Annotated in this window: 19 protein-coding genes; 14 read left to right on the top strand and 5 right to left on the bottom strand. The window is 36.8% G+C overall.

What is annotated here, in order from left to right:
• Positions 1–105 precede the first annotated feature (105 nt).
• The 3 genes from ESZ48_RS01935 to ESZ48_RS01945 all read right to left on the bottom strand — a co-directional run bounded on the left by ESZ48_RS01935 (position 106) and on the right by ESZ48_RS01945 (position 2132).
• Positions 106–555 carry a GbsR/MarR family transcriptional regulator gene (locus ESZ48_RS01935; protein WP_129015616.1) on the bottom strand — a complete coding sequence of 150 codons (450 nt, stop codon included), beginning with the start codon at positions 553–555 and terminating at the stop codon, positions 106–108.
• A 300-nt stretch (positions 556–855) separates the two neighbouring features.
• Entirely contained in the window at positions 856–1635 is a 780-nt protein-coding gene (locus tag ESZ48_RS01940; RefSeq protein WP_129015617.1) for a DUF1828 domain-containing protein, read from the bottom strand.
• Positions 1632–2132: a DUF6978 family protein gene (locus tag ESZ48_RS01945; RefSeq protein WP_129015618.1), complete on the bottom strand. Its 501-nt coding sequence runs from the start codon at positions 2130–2132 to the stop codon at positions 1632–1634. Before ESZ48_RS01945 ends, ESZ48_RS01940 begins: the two co-directional genes overlap by 4 nt.
• 1076 nt (positions 2133–3208) lie before the next feature.
• On the opposite strand from ESZ48_RS01945, the gene ESZ48_RS01955 reads away from it, so the two are divergent.
• The 4 genes from ESZ48_RS01955 to ESZ48_RS01970 all read left to right on the top strand — a co-directional run bounded on the left by ESZ48_RS01955 (position 3209) and on the right by ESZ48_RS01970 (position 8910).
• On the top strand, positions 3209–4972 hold the full coding sequence (locus tag ESZ48_RS01955) for a tetratricopeptide repeat protein (protein WP_129015619.1): 1764 nt from the start codon (positions 3209–3211) through the stop codon (positions 4970–4972).
• 205 nt (positions 4973–5177) lie between these two features.
• Entirely contained in the window at positions 5178–6941 is a 1764-nt protein-coding gene (locus ESZ48_RS01960; RefSeq protein ID WP_129015620.1) for a hypothetical protein, read from the top strand.
• A gap of 205 nt (positions 6942–7146) precedes the next feature.
• Positions 7147–8454 carry a tetratricopeptide repeat protein gene (locus ESZ48_RS01965; protein WP_129015621.1) on the top strand — a complete coding sequence of 436 codons (1308 nt, stop codon included), beginning with the start codon at positions 7147–7149 and terminating at the stop codon, positions 8452–8454.
• Between the two features lie 21 nt (positions 8455–8475).
• Positions 8476–8910, top strand: coding sequence for a TPR end-of-group domain-containing protein (locus tag ESZ48_RS01970; RefSeq protein WP_129015622.1), 435 nt, complete (start codon positions 8476–8478; stop codon positions 8908–8910).
• Between the two features lie 34 nt (positions 8911–8944).
• Here ESZ48_RS01970 and ESZ48_RS01975 read toward each other — a convergent pair whose 3' ends face one another.
• Positions 8945–10717, bottom strand: coding sequence for an ABC transporter ATP-binding protein (locus ESZ48_RS01975; RefSeq protein WP_129015623.1), 1773 nt, complete (start codon positions 10715–10717; stop codon positions 8945–8947).
• A 246-nt stretch (positions 10718–10963) separates the two neighbouring features.
• Here ESZ48_RS01975 and ESZ48_RS01980 point away from each other — a divergent pair, with 246 nt between their 5' ends.
• Positions 10964–11929, top strand: a complete 966-nt coding sequence (locus tag ESZ48_RS01980; RefSeq protein ID WP_129015624.1) for a tRNA dihydrouridine synthase — start codon at positions 10964–10966, stop codon at positions 11927–11929.
• Between the two features lie 33 nt (positions 11930–11962).
• Here the strand turns inward: ESZ48_RS01980 and ESZ48_RS01985 are convergent, their stop codons facing one another.
• Positions 11963–13027 carry a methyltransferase gene (locus ESZ48_RS01985; protein WP_129015625.1) on the bottom strand — a complete coding sequence of 355 codons (1065 nt, stop codon included), beginning with the start codon at positions 13025–13027 and terminating at the stop codon, positions 11963–11965.
• 741 nt (positions 13028–13768) lie between these two features.
• Between ESZ48_RS01985 and ESZ48_RS01990 the strand changes: the two genes are divergently transcribed.
• From ESZ48_RS01990 to ESZ48_RS02030, 9 genes are all read left to right on the top strand, one after another.
• Positions 13769–15247: an FAD-dependent oxidoreductase gene (locus tag ESZ48_RS01990; protein ID WP_129015626.1), complete on the top strand. Its 1479-nt coding sequence runs from the start codon at positions 13769–13771 to the stop codon at positions 15245–15247.
• Between the two features lie 212 nt (positions 15248–15459).
• Positions 15460–15939 (top strand): hypothetical protein, encoded by a 480-nt coding sequence (locus ESZ48_RS01995; protein WP_129015627.1) that lies wholly within the window; start codon positions 15460–15462, stop codon positions 15937–15939.
• Positions 15940–16065: 126 nt separating this feature from the next.
• The gene (locus tag ESZ48_RS02000; protein ID WP_129015628.1) at positions 16066–17529 is read left to right on the top strand and encodes a lipopolysaccharide biosynthesis protein; all 1464 of its coding nucleotides are present in this window, start codon (positions 16066–16068) and stop codon (positions 17527–17529) included.
• Between the two features lie 69 nt (positions 17530–17598).
• Positions 17599–18033, top strand: coding sequence for a dUTP diphosphatase (gene dut, locus ESZ48_RS02005; protein WP_129015629.1), 435 nt, complete (start codon positions 17599–17601; stop codon positions 18031–18033).
• Between the two features lie 146 nt (positions 18034–18179).
• Positions 18180–18296 carry a GIY-YIG nuclease family protein gene (locus ESZ48_RS02010; RefSeq protein WP_262707952.1) on the top strand — a complete coding sequence of 39 codons (117 nt, stop codon included), beginning with the start codon at positions 18180–18182 and terminating at the stop codon, positions 18294–18296.
• A gap of 148 nt (positions 18297–18444) precedes the next feature.
• The gene (locus ESZ48_RS02015; protein ID WP_262707953.1) at positions 18445–18561 is read left to right on the top strand and encodes a GIY-YIG nuclease family protein; all 117 of its coding nucleotides are present in this window, start codon (positions 18445–18447) and stop codon (positions 18559–18561) included.
• Between the two features lie 148 nt (positions 18562–18709).
• Positions 18710–18826, top strand: a complete 117-nt coding sequence (locus ESZ48_RS02020) for a GIY-YIG nuclease family protein (RefSeq protein WP_223266329.1) — start codon at positions 18710–18712, stop codon at positions 18824–18826.
• Positions 18827–18974: 148 nt separating this feature from the next.
• Complete coding sequence (locus tag ESZ48_RS02025; protein ID WP_262707955.1) at positions 18975–19289, top strand: GIY-YIG nuclease family protein; 315 nt, start codon at positions 18975–18977, stop codon at positions 19287–19289.
• Positions 19290–19499: 210 nt separating this feature from the next.
• On the top strand, positions 19500–20519 hold the full coding sequence (locus ESZ48_RS02030; protein WP_129015630.1) for a sugar phosphate nucleotidyltransferase: 1020 nt from the start codon (positions 19500–19502) through the stop codon (positions 20517–20519).
• Positions 20520–20594: the final 75 nt, after the last annotated feature.

Below are 20594 nucleotides of genomic sequence, written 5' to 3' on the forward strand. Positions count from 1 at the left end.
TATTTATTTTTAAATGTAAAGTTTTTCTACGGTCGATAATTTTACTTACAGCATACCATCAGTATTATTTAGTTTCGAACTTTTAGAACCAACTGAATAAAAAAATTAAGATTTATTCCATTTATCTATAGTTTTTCTAATTTCATCAGATAAATGGGTTTGAAATTCATGCAACTGTCTCAAGTCATCGTTGAACTCTTTGCTCTTGGACTCCGCTCTAAATTCCAATACATCTTCAAGAAGCAGATTAAAGGAGCTCATGCTTTTTTCAAATCCTTTTTTCCAACCATCAACATCTATCATAAAATAGCGTTTCCTATCGCCACTGAAAGTTCGGTAAGTGAGTGTTCCTTCTTTCAAATACATATTCACGGCATTACTAACCGAGCTTTTACCTGCATTTAAAAATTCTACGATATCGGCGAAGCTACGATAGGGGGGATCTGATAATAACAAATAGGCAAACACCCTGCCTTCGATGGGCGTTCTACCATACTTTTCTATGGATACTCCCAACTTTTCAACCTTATCTTTCAGTATTGCTTCATCTTTCATAATGCAAATATAATAAATATTGTTTAGTTCTGAAGCAACAGAACCAAATAATTATTTAAAGTATCGTAATAACAGATAATCCTTTGCTCGTCAATGGTCTATAATTAAATGTTTAGTGCTTAGTCAACCTTTTTGAGAAATAGTACATTTTTTTTTGGTGGTAACGGTAAGTGTATGAGCAGTGGCGTGGTTTGGCACGGACAATTGTAAATATATACTTACTATTGGAAAATCTGCAGAGTTTTCAAAGTTGGCGAGAATAAGCCATTGCTTATGCACATCTTTGTTGCCAATAGTACTTTATGCCACTAAATTTAAACTTCGTTTATTTTCTCTTTCCGACCAGAGAATATAATCCGCACTTTTAGATTTTAAAGCTTCTAAAAATTCAGACCTAATTTCTTTTTCAACGTCGTTTATAATTGCAATAGCCTTTACTTCTTTTTTGGTTGTTTTTTCACGCACCGGTTTTATATCATCCCAAGCGAATAAAAATGTAGATAAATTTGACTTATTTATTGTGTTAAAAGATTTTATAACAATTTCGCTATGTTTTTTTGCAATTTGAAAATCGAAATTAAATTCGAGACCAGTTGCCCCTTTTGAAATAAAGTCAGGAGTGAATATTATATCCTTTGACTCCAAGTAACTCCTAACGTCGTCCTTGAAAATGGAAGCGACATTATGCTGGGAAAGAACATATAAATCGTTAATTTCAATTATGGCAGATAAAAAGTTATGTTTAGCTTGGGAAAAGTTTTCTACATTAATATCTATTTTTAGTTCATCACTTTCATTTCTTACTCCATAATTTAATAAAATAGAATCTAATATATTTCGTCTTTTTTTGGATCCTTGTATGTGTAAACCTTGAAGCTCCAAATTGGACATAGTCTCGCCATTATCACTTAATATTATCTGATTTCCGATTTTTTGGGCATAAATTTCAATCGTGTCGTTAAAAGCTCCAACAAAGGGAGTGTTGATTAAAAACCAGTCCGTACTTGTTCCCTTTTGGATATAAGTTTTTTCTCTTAACCAATTATAATAGTCGTCAACATATGTATTTATCCAATTCAAAGTATTGCTTGTTGTATTTGTATTATTGAAGTTAAATTAATTTTATTAGCAAAGCTAATTATTAATTCATTTAAATCAGAAGGGTTTTTAATATCCTTAACTGGAAAATCTGTATCAGATAACGGAATTGCCCAAGCCAATGGTTTATAATCTTCAACGAATATGTGCATATGAGGTTCTGTTGGCTTAAACCATTTGTCAGCATAAGGTTTGAGGTATTCTGGTAACGTTTCTTTAATTGTTACTGGGTTATGATGTCCTCCTTTATAGTCAATTCTTAAAAGACCTACGAAGGAATTGCTTTCCAAATGATGAATTGATGTTTTAAGAATTATTTTTTGATTTGTAGTTATTTCCAACCAAAATTTATATTCTGAATCCTCGTGAGAAATTAAATCAAGCCTATTTTTTTTATTTCTCAAATCAATTATTTGATTTGGATTGGACAGAGTTTTGTCTAATCCTAATAAATAATCTGCCTCTTCTTTTGTTAGCATATCCTTTCTTGTATTATTGGCAACTTGCTTATACCCATTAAAACGCTACTTCTATCCTATCACATAAACCGTATTTCAGTAGTATAAGTTTTGAATTCTCCCTTCTGAGTTGTTCTGTATTAGGATCAAATCAATTCAAATGAGGCCATATATAGAATAAACCATACAGAAAACCTCTTCCATAAAAAATTGATGCATAGGTGCTTAGGGGAAGTCTTACAAACATAATCTTTATTTATATAATTCATAATATTTATGTTAAAAAAAGTCAAGCTGCTTATAATTCTGTAGAATTGAATTTCTGTTTTGTGCGTGTGTATCAATTATTTTAAAAAAGAAACCCTTCCACCAGCGTCTAGTTCATAACGCCAATGGAAGGGCTTCGGCAACATTCGAAATAGGAGATAATCCAGTAACTGCCACTTTCATAACACTATTTCTGGTTGGTATTATTTTTTATAAAAAAGGATACTTGAGTTCTTTTCTCTTAAATTTAACTTATTTATCGCTTTCATTGGCGCTCGTGTTTCTTATAAGTATTCCATTATAAATAGTGCGACCAAAACAACACTGAAGCGGGCAATTTCCCCTTGAGTTCAAAAGCTTTGAAGACATCAGACTTCACAGATTTCAACCTGTCCGCCGAAGGAGGAAAACCTGTGAGGTCTTTCATGCTTTCCTAATCTCACGATTATAACGTATGCCCGTTTAATCTTCGCCTGTTAGGTATACAATTCATAATACCTACCTTCTTTGGCAATCAATTGTTCGTGGGTGCCGCGTTCAACAATATGTCCTGCTTCAATAACTAAAATCTGGTCTGCTTTTCTAATCGTACTTAAGCGGTGGGCAATTACAATAGTCGTTCGGTCTTAAGTCAATTCAGCCAAACTTTCCCCGATTACCTTTCAATTAATTATTAAGATAATAAGCTTCGGTAGAAAATATTTTGGTTCAACGACGCTATTCGTATATATATTAAGAAACTACGAAAGCTCTTATTAATACTTTCCTGTTTTGATAAATGCAAATAAAAGATTAAATTTATAAGTACAAAATACTAATAATCAATCAACTTGAAGAAAATAATCCAAGAGTTACAGCGTCGCAATGTCATAAAATCAGCACTGGCTTATTTGGTTTTTGCGTGGTTGATTACGCAGGTCATGGCCATTATTATTCCTGCCTTTGATTTGCATACAGCACTATTAAAAACAGCAATAGTTGTGTTGTCGATAGGCTTCCCTTTATGGCTCATATTTTCTTGGGTTTATGAAATTACGCCAGACGGCATCAAAAAAACTGTTGATGTCGACCCTGAAGTTTCCATAGCACCTCAAACGAGCAATCGTCTAAATTACGTCATTATTGCAGGACTGGTTATTGTGATTGGTTTGTTGATTAAAAGCAATTTGTTTCCCAGTGCGAGTGCAGAAAACGAACCGAAAGTTGTACCTGTTGAAGTTGAATCAGACAAATCCATAGCGGTTTTGGCATTTGCCGATATGAGCCCAGAGAAAGACCAAGAGTATTTTAGTGACGGTATCAGTGAAGAGATTTTAAATTTGTTAGTAAAAATTCCAAATTTGAAAGTGATCAGTCGCACGTCCTCCTTTTCTTACAAAGGAAAGGACGTGAAAATAAAAAAAATAGGTGAGGAGCTCCATGTAAACCATGTACTGGAGGGCAGCATCCGAAAATCTGGAAATACTTTCCGCATCACAGCACAATTAATTGATGTCAATACAGGAGCACATATTTGGTCAGAAACCTACGATCGCCAAATGGAAGACATTTTTAAGATACAGGACGAGATTGCTACAAAAGTGACAGAACAATTGAAAGTATCCATTTTAGGCACCTCACTGACTTCTGTAAAAGTGGATCCTGAAGCCTACAATTTGTTATTGAAAGCAAGAAAATTATCTAACCAAAACTCATCCGAAAGTAATAATAATGCCACAAAGCTAGTTAAGGAATCAATTGCCATTGACAGCACGTATGCCCCTGCATGGGCTATTTTGAGTCATCTTTTTTATAGATCTGCTTTCAATTATGGATCGATGCCAATGGACGAAGCGATTAGAGATGGTAAATTAGCTGCGCGAAAGGCGATTGAGCTCGATCCCAACTATGTTGAAGGTTATCTTAATCTTGTGATATTTGAAACGGCATCATGGGATTTTAAAAGTGCTAGTCTATTAATAGAAAAGGCGAAAAAATTAGAGCCAAATAATAGCAGTGTCATATTTGCCCAATCTGATTTTGCAGCAGCTACTGGAAAGATTGATTTGGCAATCGCATTGTTTGCGAAGGCCAAAGATATTGACCCATTGTTTGAAACACATTGGTACATGGGATATTATTATTGGGTGAAAGGGCAATTCGGTCAGGCCGAAGAAAGCATGAACCAATCTTTGTTCTTACATCCTAATGATAATAGTGCCAATACCTTGATGGGAGATATTCAATTAAGTTTGGGACATCCTGAAAAAGCACTGGAGTATTTAGAAAAAGTTACGGAACCATTTTGGCAATTATATAAAAAATCCAAAGCAGTTTACGCCATGGGAAACACACAGGAGGCTGATGCTCTCTTGGAAAAGTTAATTGCGGATTGGGGAAATTTGGCATGGCCCAATATTGCCGATGTCTATGCTTTAAGAGGTGAAAAGGACGAGGCCTTTAAATGGCTAGAGTTGGCGTTTGATAACAAAGATATTTCACTTTTAGAAATCCTTAATTATCCATCCATGAAAAACCTTTGGGGTGATTCACGTTGGAATACCTTTATCAATAAATTAGGTCTACCAAAGGATCACGGATTTCATATGGATTAATGTGATAGTCTATGTATAAAAACTTAGGATTCTAAAAATAATGACATGAAAGTGAGTTTGTGGATGTATAATTGCACCACTTCGTTAAAATTCATGCAATTCGAATCATGACAAGTGAGTTATAAATTTCACGTATCATTTCTTGATTGAAATTTCAATTATAACACTTAAATTGATAAGTACAAAACACTAATAATCAATCAACTTGAAGAAATTAATCCAAGAGTTACAGCGTCGGAATGTCATAAAATCAGCATTGGCTTATTTGGTTTTTGCGTGGTTGATTACGCAGGTCATGGCTATTATTATTCCTGCCTTTGATTTGCATACAGTATTATTAAAAACAGCAATAGTAGTGTTGTCGATAGGCTTCCCATTATGGCTCATATTTTCTTGGGTTTATGAAATTACGCCAGACGGCATAAAGAAAACTGTTGATGTCGACCCTGAAGTTTCCATAGCACCTCAAACGAGTAATCGTCTAAATTACGTCATCATAGCAGGATTGGTTATTGTGATTGGCTTGTTGATTAAAAGCAATTTGTTGCCCAGTGCGAGTGCAGAAAACGAACCGAAAGCTGCAGCCATTGAAGTTGAATCAGACAAATCCATAGCGGTTTTAGCATTCGCCGATATGAGCCCGGAGAAAGACCAAGAGTATTTTAGCGATGGTATCAGTGAGGAAATCTTGAACCTATTGGTAAAAATTCCAAATCTAAAAGTGATCAGTCGAACTTCCTCCTTCTCTTATAAAGGAAAGGACGCGAAAATAAAAAAAATAGGAGAAGAGCTCCATGTAAATCATGTGCTGGAGGGCAGCATTAGAAAATCTGGTAATACTTTTCGAATCACGGCACAATTAATTGATGTCAATACAGGAGCACATATTTGGTCAGAAACCTACGATCGCCAAATGGAAGACATTTTTAAGATACAGGACGAGATTGCTACAAAAGTGACAGAACAATTAAAAGTATCTATTTTAGGCACCTCACTGACTTCTAAAAAAGTGGATCCTGAAGCCTACAATTTGTTATTGAAAGCGAGAAAATTATCTAACCAATATTCATCTATAAGTGTTAAGAATGCTATGAAATTGGTCGAAGAATCTATTGCGATAGATAGTACGTACGCTCCTAGTTGGGCTGAATTGAGTAGTCTTTTTTATATGTCTGGATTCAATTTTATAACAATGCCAATGGACGAAGCGTTGAGAGAAGGTAAATTAGCTGCACAAAAAGCGATTGATCTCGATCCCAACTATGTTGGAGGCTATCTTCGTCTTTCGAAATGTGAATTGGCATCATGGGATTTTAAAAGTGCGAGTCAATTAATAGAGAAGGCGAAAAAATTAGAGCCGAATAATATTTATGTGATCTATGCCCAATCTGATTTCGCAAAGACTATTGGGAAAGTTGATTCGGCAATCGCATTGACTTTGAAGATGAAAGATATTGATCCTTTGGTAGATGTAACTTATGATATAGGATTATATTATTGGATGAAAGGAAAATTTGGTCAGGCGGAAGAAAGTATGATTCCTTATGTGTTCTTATATCCTAATGATATCAATGCCAATCACATGATGGGAGAAGTCCAAATAAGTTTGGGACATCCTGAAAAAGCACTGGAGTATTTTGAAAAAGTTACGGAACCATTTTGGCAATTATATCAAAAATCCAAAGCAGTTTACGCCATGGGAAACACACAGGAGGCTGATGCCCTCTTAAAAAAATTAATTGCGGATTGGGGGGATGTCGCATGGCCTAATATTGCAGATGTCTATGCCTTAAGAGGTGAAAAGGACGAGGCCTTTAAATGGCTGGAATTGGCGTTTGACAACAGAGATGCTTCCCTTTTGGAAATCCTTAATTATCCATCCATGAAAAACCTTTGGGGTGATTCACGTTGGAATACCTTTATCAATAAATTAGGTCTACCAAAGGATCACGGATTTCATATGGATTAATGTGATAGTCTATGTATAAAAACTTAGGATTCTAAAAATAATGACATGAAAGTGAGTTTGTGGATGTATAATTGCACCACTTCGTTAAAATTCATGCAATTCGAATCATGACAAGTGAGTTATAAATTTCACATATCATTTCTTGATTGAAATTTCAATTATAATACTTAAATTTATAAGTACAAAACACTAATAATCAATCAACTTGAAGAAATTAATCCAAGAGTTACAGCGTCGGAATGTCATAAAATCAGCATTGGCTTATTTGGTTTTTGCGTGGTTGATCACGCAGGTCATGGCCATAATTATTCCTGCCTTTGATTTGCATACAGCACTATTAAAAACAGCAATAGTTGTGTTGTCGATAGGCTTCCCTTTATGGCTCATATTTTCTTGGGTTTATGAAATTACGCCAGACGGCATAAAGAAAACTGTTGATGTCGACCCTGAAGTTTCCATAGCACCTCAAACGAGTAATCGTCTAAATTACGTCATCATAGCAGGATTGGTTATTGTGATTGGCTTGTTGATTAAAAGCAATTTGGTGCCCAGTGCGAGTGCAGAAAACGAACCGAAAGCTGCAGCCATTGAAGTTGAAGTGGACAAATCCATAGCGGTTTTAGCATTCGCCGATATGAGCCCGGAGAAAGACCAAGAGTATTTTAGTGACGGTATTAGTGAAGAGATTCTAAATTTGTTAGTAAAAATTCCAAATTTAAAAGTGATCAGTCGCACCTCCTCCTTTTCTTATAAAGGAAAGGATGTGAAAATTAAAAAAATTGGTGAGGAGCTCCATGTAAATCATGTGCTGGAGGGCAGCATCCGAAAATCTGGTAATACTTTTCGCATCACGGCACAATTAATTGACGTCACTACAGGAGCACATATTTGGTCAGAAACCTACGACCGCCAAATGGAAGACATTTTTAAGATACAGGACGAGATTGCTACAAAAGTGACAGAGCAATTAAAAGTATCTATTATAGGCACCTCACTGACTTCTAAAAAAGTGGATACTGAAGCCTACAATTTGTTATTGAAAGCGAGAAAATTATCTGACCAAAACTCATCGGAAAGTTATAAGAACGCTATGAAATTGGTCGAGGAATCTATTGCGATAGATAGTACGTACGCTCCTAGTTGGGCTGAATTGAGTAGTCTGTTTTATACATCTGGATTCTATCTTGTAACTATGTCAATGGACGAAGCAATGAGAAATGGCAAATTAGCTGCACAAAAAGCGATTGATCTCGACCCCAACTATGTTGAAGGTTATCTTAATCTTTCGAGATTTGAAATGGCATCATGGGATTCTAAAAGTGCAAGTCTATTAATAGAAAAGGCAAAAAAATTAGAGCCGAATAATATCAGTGTGATATATGCCCAATCTGATGTAGCATTATCCATTGGAAAAGTTGATTCGGCAATCGCATTGACTTTGAAGATGAAAGATATTAATCCTTTGTTCGAAATAAATTGGTATATGGGATATTATTATTGGATGAAAGGGTAATTTGATCGGGCGGAAGAAAGTATGAATTCTTATGTGTTCTTACATCCTAATGATCGTAGTGCCAATCACATGATGGGAGAAGTCCAAATAAGTTTGGGACATCCTGAAAAAGCACTGGAGTATTTTGAAAAAGTTACGGAACCATTTTGGCAATTGTATGGAAAAACTAAAGCAGTTTATGCCATTGGAAATAAACAAGAGGCTGATAAGCTCTTAAAGAAATTGATTGCCGATTGGGGAGATGTGGCATGGCCCAATATTGCAGTTTTCTTTGCTTTTAGAGGTGAAAAGGATGAGGCATTTAAATGGCTGGAGTTGGCGTTTGACAACAGAGATGCTTCCCTTTTGGAAATCCTTAATTATCCATCCATGAAAAACCTTTGGGGCGATCCGCGTTGGAATACCTTTATCAATAAATTAGGTCTACCAAAGGATCATGGGTTTCATATGGATTAATTTTCTTTAATTATTCTCTCCGTGTTATTTATACTTAAATCTTCGCTTGATAGGTATACAATTCATAATACCTGCCTTCTTTGGCAATCAATTGATCATGGGTCCCGCGTTCAACAATATGCCCAGCTTCAATAACTAAAATCTGGTCTGCTTTTCTAATCGTACTTAAACGGTGGGCAATAACAATGGTTGTTCTGTCTTTAATCAATTCTGCCAAACTTTTCTGAATTAACGCCTCACTTTGGGTGTCCAAACTTGATGTAGCTTCGTCCAAAATGATGACTTTTGGATTGGCTAAAATAGCACGGGCAATCGCTAAACGTTGGCGTTGTCCACCAGATAATTTGACGCCCCGTTCGCCAATTAAAGTATCTAATCCTTTATCAAACCGATCCGTAAATTCGTTGACATAGGCGGCCTTTACCGCGTTTTGTAATTCTGCTTCCGTAGCATTTGGCCTTGGGAACATGATGTTTTCACGAATAGTCCCTTCAAATAAAAATTCATCTTGCAAGACCACCCCTAAATATTGGCGGTAGCTGCTTAATTTTACTTGTGATAAATCTTGATTGTCAATAGTGACCTTCCCTAATTGCGGGGTTAAAAATGTAGCGGATAGTCCAGCAATAGTCGATTTACCAGATCCTGAACTGCCCACCAATGCAGTGACCGATCCCGCTGGCGCTTTAAAATTAATGTTGTGTAAAATTTGTTTGCCTTCTTCATAAGAGAACGACACATCAGTGAATTCGATATCGCCTTTTAGGGTATCCAATTCAATGGTTCTGTTTTGGTTGTCTTCTTCAGCCGTCATATTCATGAGTTCCTCAGTTCTATCCAAACCAGCCAAAGCCTCGGTCAATTGACTCCCGATATTGCTCATTTGAACAATGGGAGCGATCATAAATCCAAGGATGAGGGTGAAGAACAGAAAGTCTCCAGTAGTCATTTCACCAATCATCATATAATAACCACCCATTCCCATAATGCCCGTGGTGGCCACTCCTATTAAAAACGTTGAAGAGCTGGTCATTAATGCGGTTGCGGTTAAACTCTTTTTAACGTTTTCATAGAGTCGTTCGACCCCTTTTTCGAAAACAATGTTTTCTTGCGCTTCGGCATTAAACGCTTTAATAACCCGAACGCCTGCAAGTGTTTCTGTTAATCGACCAGTAACTTCGGCATTAATTTTACCGCGGGTTCTAAAAATTGGACGAATATATTTAAAGGCCTTTAAGGCTATAAAACCAAAGATGGACAGTGGCACAAACACAAAAAGTGTCATCCAGGCATTTAGTTTTATTAATATGATTAAGGATACTATGGCCGTAAACGAACCACCAACCAGTTGCACCAAGCCTGTACCTATAAGGTTTCTGACACCTTCAACATCCGTCATGATTCTTGAAACCAAGGCTCCGGATTTGGTATTGTCAAAAAAACTGATCGGTAAGGAAAGGACTTTTTTCTGTACTTTCGATCGTAATTCACTGATCAAATATTGCGCTTGCACACTTAATATTCTGGTCAATAAAAATGAGGTTAATGCCTGTACGGTGATGGCCGCAATAACTATGGCGATTAGGGTATAGAGTTGGGACATGTCTTTATTTGGAACGACATCGTCAAGCAATACCTTGCTCTGCCAAGGTAAAACCAACCCAGACAAACTTCTGATAACAATCAAGATTAAACCGATGAAGACTAAGTTCCTCCGTGGCCAAATGATCGTTTTGAAAGCCTCAACCATCGTCACTTTTGGCTGCGATTTATTCTTGTCTTTTGTTGTGTCTTTATAATGTTGCATAGGTCTTTATAAATAAAATAATATGCAAAAATACGCATTAAAGCAGGGTTAAATGAATACACTTAGTCAAAAGTAGCATCAGACCTCACAGGTTTTCCTCCTTCGGCGGACAAGTAAAAACCCGTGAGGTCTTTCATCATTACCTTGACTATAAAAACAATTCGTGCACCTGCCGACCGAAAAGGAAGGTTCGTAGCAGGAAAAACTGTCTCCAATTGTTCTATCTTTGCCCCACTAAACAAAAAGATGGCTCTCACTCTCCTTTCATCCCCATTACAGGGTTTTACAGATTTCCGATTTCGCAATGCCTTTAATCATTACTTCGGAGGGATTGATACCTTCTATTCCCCATATATTAGGCTTAATGGAAAACTGAAGATCAAGCAATCCTATGAAAACGATATCCTGCCAGAGAACAACACCAGCCTGGAGGTGATTCCGCAAATCATTACCAACGATGCCGACGAGTTTATCTATGTTGCCAAATACGTGCAAAGTTTGGGCTATAAAGAATTGAACTGGAATTTAGGCTGCCCGTATCCCATGGTTGCCAAATCGGGGATGGGTTCTGGATTGATTTGCAATGTGCCAAAAATTAATGAGATTTTACATAGAGCACACAACGAAACGGATATTTTGGTATCCATGAAGATGAGAATGGGCTACGACAACGCTGAAGAAATTCTGGATGTTTTTCCTATTTTAGATCAGTATCCAGTTAAAAACATTGCCATTCACGCCAGGATAGGAAAGCAACTCTACAAAGGTCCTGTAGATTTGGATGCTTTTGAAAAATGCATCGGCAGTACGAAACACAAGTTGTATTATAACGGCGATATTACCAGCGTTTCTGCTTTTAAAGCCATAGAAAACCGCTTTCCAAGTCTGGATCATTTTATGATTGGGCGTGGGTTGATTGCTGATCCTTTTTTACCCAGCATGATCAAAAATAACACGACAGAATATCCCGAAAACAGATGGGCTATCTTCTCAGAATTTCACGACACCATATACCAGCAATACGATGCCTACTTATCTGGACCAACCCCTATAAAACTTAAAATGTTAGGCTTTTGGGAGTTCTTTTCCCAATCCACCTCAAATCCCCAGAAAACATACAAAGCCATAAAAAAAGCTACAAATCCTATGAAATACAAACAGGCGGTTGCCCAAATTTTAGATAAGGAAATGAGAACTGGAAGCTCTTTTTAAATAAAGAATAATAATAAACAATAGAAAATAACCCTAGTTTGTCAATACCCAAAGCTCAATTTCTTCTAAGGCTCGCCAATGTTGATCGCGCTTTGTTTTATTGGAAGCCGCTTTTACTGTTTTCTTAAAACATCTTTCCAATTGAAACCTTCCACCTTCGGCGAGTTCCTTTTCTATGGGGTGCTCTTTGGTCACATCTGTTATTTGTGCCAGATTGGAAAAAAGAAGCACTAGTTTTCCTTCTGGTAAAAGCAGTTCCTTTGCTGCGGCAAAAAAATCTGGGAATAGGCTTTTGTTGTAATAAATAGCTTGGTCAATGTTGGCTATGTTATGGGATGCCGGCAACCACGGCGGATTGAAGACAATGAGTTCGGTTGGTTTATCAAACCTCCCAAATAGGTTTCCTAAGTCTAGTTCTATCTTTCGCGACAACTTAGTGTTACCCATAAACTCGGTCAATCCCAAAATTACATTCGGATTTATATCTGTAGCAAAAACTTTTTGAAACCCATGTTTGACCATTTGGAAGGATAGTATGCCGCTGCCCACTCCAACGTCTATTGCTGTTTTTTTAGGGCCGGTATAACGTTTTAACCAGTTTTCAAAAAGTTCTAAATGATCAAAGCGTGTTGGGAAATAAGTGCCGTAATAGGGATGTACTTTATTTCGCAATACAGGAACGGAAATCCCGTTTTTATACCACTGCCAAGCACTATTGAGTCCTTGTATTTGAGGAAAGGATAAAAAGAAATCGGAAGTATCTGGATATAGTTTTTTTAACCAGCCAATTACAGGTGCTTTTTTAACTATCAATCTATGCGCTACAACTTCTATTAAAACAAGGTTTGACAGTTTTTGATATACCGACCGATACTTGCGTTGCTCCTTAAAAGTCTTATTGGGAAGCCTTCTTTTAAGATGCATTTTCAGTTCCTTAAGCAGTAACAAACCGTCGCTGTAAAATTCTGTTATCAACACCGCTTTATCAGCTTCTAATGTTTTAATGGCAAGTCTAATATCTGTATGACCATCAAATACCGCTACATCTTTTATAGAAACGATAGGTTCTGGCTTGTTTATTTTTATATCTGTAATCATGTTCTGGTTGTGCTTTAGGATAAAAGGTGGATCTATTTTTTACTAATTTGCTATGTCATGGTCTCTTGATAAGAAACATAAGAGCTTAACGAAGAAAGCCTTAACAATTCGATGAAGTAGTGCCAAGAGAATTAATAGCTACAGTTAAATAACACCTATTCAAAGGTAGTTTATTAAAACCCAATATATGATTAATACTAAGGCAATTATAAATCTAACAGGTAACGATTAGCATTTAAGGTTGGCTCAGTTTTTCTGCCTAATATGATCAAAACAACACCACAGAATATACCAAAAACAGTTGGTCTGCTTTCTCAGAATTTCATAACACCATATATCAGTAATACAACGCTTACTTATCTGGACCAACTTCTATGAAATTAAAATTGTTAGGTTTATGGGAAAACTTTTCTCAATCCACATCAAATCCTTGAGAAACATTGAAAGTCATAAAAAAAGCTACCAATCCTATAAAATACAAACAGGTTGTTTCTCAAATTTTGGCAAAGGAAATGAGGTCTGAAAAACGTTAACTACTTGGTGTTTTCTAAATTTTATCACACATGTTTTCGGATAATCACTAAAAAAAAGGCGATCGGTTAAAGACACATGATTATCTTTGCGCAAAATTTAAAAGCGCTCGCACTCCATACCCAGTTATGCCAAAAAACACATACTCTTTCTTTATCATATCCAGGACTTATCGTCTGGATTTCTCATTTCTTATGACGTTCCTTTAAGATGAGGTTATATAATGAAGAAGATGAAAGTCTGGAAAAGAAGCCGACTAATTGGACCGTTTGCAAGGAATGTCAAGGGAGTGGTAAAAAAAGAAGAAGGCTCCGAAAGAAAGTAAAGCGCCGCTATCAAGAAGCCCTTGAAAGCTTTGAAAATACAACAGGAGAAGAAAAAGCTCCAGTTCCCCCAAAGTGTCACCTCGATTTATGCAACAATTGCGACGGCTCTGGGTTAATCCCTTCCTCTAGCCATCGTATTCCCGACATAGAAAACCAACCACATATTGCGATCATTGGTGGTGGCATAGGCGGTGTGGCTTTAGCGGTGGCCTGTTTACACCGAGGCATCCCTTTTACACTTTATGAACGCGATAGTAATTTTGAGGCACGCTCTCAAGGTTATGGCCTCACCCTGCAACAAGCTAGCAAGGCCATTGAGGGTCTGGGTCTTTTATCTCTAAAAGAAGGGGTGATTTCAACCAGACATGTGGTGCATACAACCGAAGGAAAAGTAATTGGCGAATGGGGAATGAGAAAGTGGATGCAGCCCAATGCTGAATCATTTTCTAAGCGTACAAATGTGCATATTGCGAGGCAATCTTTGCGTTTAGCGCTACTCGAGCAGCTTGGAGGCCCTGAAATGGTGCAGTGGGACCACCAATTAATTGACTTAAAAGACAGTTTGGGCGAAGGTGTTGAATTGACTTTTCAAGTGGATGGGAAAACGAAGACCACTAAAGCAGATCTTGTGGTTGGAGCTGATGGCATTCGTAGTTTCGTGCGAAACATGCTGATAGGTGAACAAACGCCTTTACACTATCTAGGCTGTATGGTTATATTGGGTATTTGCCAATTGAAGGATCTTGAAGGTTGTTCGAATAGTGATTTGCTGGACTCGGCTACGGTGTTCCAAACGGCCAATGGCAATGAGCGCATTTATGTGATGCCTTTCACCTCCGACTCGGTAATGTGGCAACTCAGCTTTCTCATGCCAGAAAAAGAAGCAAAGAGTTTAAGTGCTCAAGGTGCCCAAGCGCTTAAGAAAGAAGCCTGCAGAAGAACACAGTGGCACGATCCAATTTCTCAGATATTAATGGGCACTTTGGAAAGTGAAGTTTCAGGCTATCCTGTATATGATCGAGAGCTTTTAGATAAAAAAGTGTTGGAAAAAGCGGGTCAAGTCACTTTAATTGGAGATGCGGCGCATCCGATGAGTCCATTTAAAGGACAGGGCGCAAATCAGGCCTTACTTGATGCCTTGGCGCTTGCACGTGGAATTTCTAAAGGATGCAATCCTCGTTCGGAATGGAAAAAAGTTGGGATAAGGCAAAGTGTTTTAATGGATTTTGAAGCAGAAATGTTACAACGTAGTGCTTCTAAGGTGAAAGATTCTGCAGAAGCTGCTCAGTTTCTACATTCAGAAATAGTTCTCCACGAAGCTAATGAGCCTAGAGGCCGATGTCTTAAGAGAAAAGACGGCTAATCGAATACGATAAGTTTTAAATTGTCCGAGTAAGGTGCTATAAAATTTAGGGTTTTTGTAAGCCCATGCCGTCTTCCAAATCAGACAATCAATCTTTCTATGCAATATTACGAATAGCCGCACTTTTTTATCTGATAATGGGATCGCTCTTCAAACGCGCCATTTTTTTTATGGAATGTTATTTGTTATCTTTAAGTAACAAAAACTACAATATGAAAACTTTATATCTCTTCTCAACAATTATCATCATGGCAATTAGTGTATCCAGTTGCTCTGTCGCTAAAAAAATGGATAAAAAAGCCCCCGCAATTATTGGAGAAGTTTATGTTGAACCCTGGACTTCGGAAGAGGATTCGGGAGGATCTGGGTACAATTTATACATTCCGATGCATTCCCAAGAAAACAAGGACATCCTTTTGGATTCGGTCTATTTTAGAAATCAAATCGTAAAACTGGCAAGAATATCAGAAGATGCGAATATCCTATATGTTGGTAGGTTTGGTAATTTAGGAAAATCGAACGACGATATCATCATGAGCAGTAATCCGTTGGATGAAATGGCAAATAAACCACCTAGAGTTCCACAAAGCATTCCTTGTCAAATTGAGGATACCGAATGTATTGTGAGTTATAAATTTAAGGGCGATATCCGGTATTTCAAGATAGAGAACATCAAGGAAAGATCTTTCTAAAAATGATAAGAAATCTTAAGCTTGAAGCCTTCCGTATTTCGTGCGATACAATTTGTAGGACACTTCCCCTCAAAATTGTTTAACTCTTAGGGATTCCCTACTTTTGACCTCAAATTAAAAACCACGTTGAGCGGATTTAAAACCCTTTTTAAGCAGACCTTCATTTATGGTTTAGCCACTGTGCTACCACGAATGTTGAGTTTTTTGTTAGTGCGCTTACACACCGATGAAAGCGTGTTGAAATCGGTGGCGGATTATGGTGATGTAGCTCTAATCTACTCCTATTTTGTAATATTCAATGTTATTTTGGCCTATGGCATGGAAACTGCCTTTTTTAGGTTCTTCAATAAGGAAGATGATAAGGCCAAGGTTGTAGGAACATCTTCCATCTCATTGATTGCCTCCTCATTTCTCTTTTTTGTTCTGGCTTTAGCTTTTCAAACCCAAATTGCAAATTTTATAGATATCAAACCGGAATATATTAATCTGGTTATCTGGATTTTACTGTTGGATGCTTTGGTTATTATACCATTTGCATGGTTAAGAGCGAATGCGAGACCAGTGAAATATGCCATTATAAAAATTCTTAACGTTGCCATTAACCTAACTTTAAACTTGTTCCTATTGTTATGGTTAAAGGATCTAGCAACGGAATCATCGGTGTTGGGAGCCATCTATAAGCCTAATTTTCAAATCAATTATATTTTTATTGCCAATTTAGTCGCCAGCGCGGTCACGTTGCTATTGATGTCTTCATTTTATTTTAAAATCAAGTACACTTTCGATAGCATCCTTTGGAAACAGATGATGCGTTATGCCTTTCCAGTCTTAATTGCGGGAGTTGCTTTTTCTATAAACGAAACTTTTGATCGCGTTCTTCTCGACAAACTTCTACCAGAAAATATTGCTAAGACCGAAATTGGAATGTACTCCGCATGTTATAAATTGGGGATGTTTATGACGCTTTTTGTAACAGCTTACAAGCTTGGGGTAGAGCCTTATTTCTTCAGTCATGCCAACACGGAAAACCCTAAAAAGAACTATGCCCGCATTCTCGAGTATTTTGTGATTTTCGGATCTGCAATCCTATTGGGCGTTGTGGTATTTGCAGATCTTTTAAAAGTGATCCTTATAGGAAATGAAGCCTATTGGAAGGCGATGGTTATTGTACCGATTGTTTTATTGGCCAACCTATGTCTGGGTATTTACCATAATTTATCGGTGTGGTATAAGGTCACGGATAGAACCAAGTTTGGGGCTTATATTTCGGTGTTTGGAGCAATTTTAACTTTAGCACTTAATTTTTGGCTCATTCCAATCATCAGTTATGTAGGATCGGCTATTGCTACTTTATCAGCTTACGCTTGTATGATGTTTGTATCCTATTATTACGGCAATAAATACTATCCAATCCCGTATAATTTAAAAAAAATGGGGCTGTATCTCTTGGTATCCACGGCATTTTCGGTAATTTCGTTTTATGTTTATCGAGAGAATTATTATGTAGGAATAAGCTTGCTCATCCTATTTCTGTTTTTGGTAGTGAAGCTCGAAAAAGATCAATTGATACAACTCGTAAAAGAAAAATAGAAACGACACGATTCCGTCTAGATGAGATTCTTAAATAGTCGTGAATTTGTGGCAAAAAATAAATCATAAATGAAAATCAAAATCATCAACAAATCCAATCACGCCTTGCCCAACTATGAAACCATAGCATCAGCAGGAATGGATTTACGCGCTAATTTATCAGAATCAAGAATTTTAAAACCTTTGGAAAGAAGCATTGTAGGTACAGGTTTATTTCTTGAGCTGCCTATTGGCGTTGAAGCACAGGTAAGACCTCGCAGCGGTCTTGCCGCCAAAAAAGGGATTACCGTTTTAAATGCACCGGGAACTATTGATGCCGATTACAGAGGTGAAATAGGAGTGATCTTGGTCAATCTGTCCAATGAAGACTTTGAAATCGTCAATGGCGAACGTATTGCACAATTGGTGATCGCAAAACATGAACGTGCGGAGTGGCATGCTGTGGAAACACTATCTGAAACGGATAGAGGTGAGGGTGGATTTGGGAGTACTGGCGTAGCCTAAATTCCTGCGAAGGCAGGAATCTCGTGTTGAAGAAGCCAAAACATCGATATTGTCAACATTTATACAGATGAGTAAAATAAAATACTTTCAGCTTGCTGAAAGAAATATAATTTAATTCGAGCACTATTAATCTCATGTTTGAATTTATGAAGCTGTGGTACATCTATATAATGACCAATAAAATGAATGGTGTTTTATATATTGACATATCGGATAATATTGAAGAAAGAGTAAAGGAGCACAAATTAAAAGTTTATCCTTAGAATTCCTGCGAAGGCAGGAATCTCATGATGAAAAATACAAAACATCAATATTGCAGATTTTTATACTTATAGCTTGTTGAAAGAAAAGGAATTCTTGCTGAAAGCAATATAATTTAAATCGAGCACTATTAATCTCATGTTTGAATTTATGAAGCTGTGGTACATCTTTATAATGACCAATAAAATGAATGGTGTTTTATATATTGGCATATCGGATAATATTGAAGAAAGAGTAAAGGAGCATAAATTAAAAGTTTATCCTTAGAATTCCTGCGAAGGCAGGAATCTCATGATGAAAAATACAAAACATCAATATTGCAGATTTTTATACTTATAGCTTGTTGAAAGAAAAGGGATTCTTACTGAAAGAAATATAATTTAAATCGAGCACTATTAATCTCATGTTTGAATTTATGAAGCTGTGGTACATCTATATAATGACCAATAAAATGAATGGTGTTTTATATATTGGCATATCGGATAATATTGAAGAAAGAGTAAAGGAGCATAAATTAAAAGTGTATCCTTAGAATTCCTGCGAAGGCAGGAATCTCATGATGAAGAATACAAAACATCAATTTTGCAGATTTTTATACTTATAGCTTGTTGAAAGAAAAGGGATTTTTGCTGAAAGAAATATAATTTAAATCGAGTACTATTAATCTCATGTTTGAATTTATGAAGCTGTGGTACATCTATATAATGACCAATAAAATGAATGGTGTTTTATATATTGGCATATCGGATAATATTGAAGAAAGAGTAAAGGAGCACAAATTAAAAGTTTATCCGAAATCATTTACTGCAAAATATAATTGCGACAGATTAGTTTACTTGGAAGAATATAACAACGGATTAGAAGCCTCAAAACGTGAGATAAGTTTGAAGAAATGGAAAAGGGAGTGGAAAATTAAGCTTATTGAGGAAATTAATCCAAGCTGGATGGATATAAGTTTAAATTGGAATCTGAATTATAATAGATTGAGGGAATAGGTTTGGCCTATATAGATACCTGCCTTCTCAGGTATTAAGCTGGATGGATATAAGTTTAAATTGGAATCTGAATTATAATAAATTTAAAAAATAAGTTTAACCAAAATAGATACCTGCCTACGGAGGTATTAAGTTTAACATAGTAGATACTTGCCTAATGTAAGTAATTATTAACCTAAAATAGATACCTGCCTTCGCAGGTAGTTGGATATGAAAATAATAGTCCCAATGGCAGGACGTGGTTCACGTTTGCGCCCACACACATTAACAGTTCCGAAACCATTAATTCCGGTGGCGGGTCAACCCATTGTCCATCGTTTGGTAAAGGATATTGCCAAAGTTTTAAATCAACCAATTGATGAGATTGCCTTCATTTTGGGCGATCCGGCTTTTTTTGGAGATGATGTGGTAGAAAGTTTAACCGCATTGGCTACAGACTTAGGAGCCAAAGCGTCCATCTATCGCCAAGATCAACCCTTAGGTACAGGTCACGCCATTATGTGCGCCAAAGATTCACTTTCAGGTCCGGCAGTGATTGCTTATGCCGATACTTTAATCAGAGCCGATTTCAATTTGGATCCAGAAGCCGACGCCGTGATTTGGGTCAAGCAAGTAGATCAACCAGAAGCGTTTGGCGTGGTCAAATTGAACGACAAAAACGAAATTGTAGAACTTGTAGAAAAACCAAAGGACTTTGTAAGCGATTTAGCGGTTATTGGGATATACTACTTTAAAGATGTGAACGTTCTTAAACAAGAACTCCAAATAGTTTTGGACAATAATATTATTAATGGTGGCGAATATCAAATCAATGATGGGATTAAAGGCATGATGGCGAAAGGCAAGGTCTTTAAAACTGGCGAAGTTGAAGAATGGATGGATTGTGGCAACAAAGCGGTTACCGTGGAAACAAACACTAGAATGCTAGGGTTTTTGCAGGCAGATGGCGAAGAACAAATGATAGCTGCTTCAGTAACTTTAGAAAATTCAAAGATTATTAAACCTTGTTTTATTGGAGAAAATGTCAGCTTAAAAAATGCAACCATCGGTCCAAATGTGTCCATTGGAAACAATTGCACCATAACGGATACCACTATAAAAAACAGTTTGATACAAACAAATAGCGTCATAAAAAACGCTAATTTAGATGAGGCCATGATTGGGAATCACGTGCATTATGATGGGAATTTTAAAACGATCAGTATTGGAGATTATTCTGTATTAGCCTAATTCCTGCGAGGTTGCTGAGCTTGTCGAAATAAAGGCAGGAAACCTTTAGGTACAACGTAGTTAATCTTGTCAATA

Origin of the sequence: Gelidibacter gilvus (genome assembly GCF_004115975.1) — a bacterium.
In the GTDB taxonomy this organism is placed as follows: domain Bacteria; phylum Bacteroidota; class Bacteroidia; order Flavobacteriales; family Flavobacteriaceae; genus Gelidibacter; species Gelidibacter gilvus.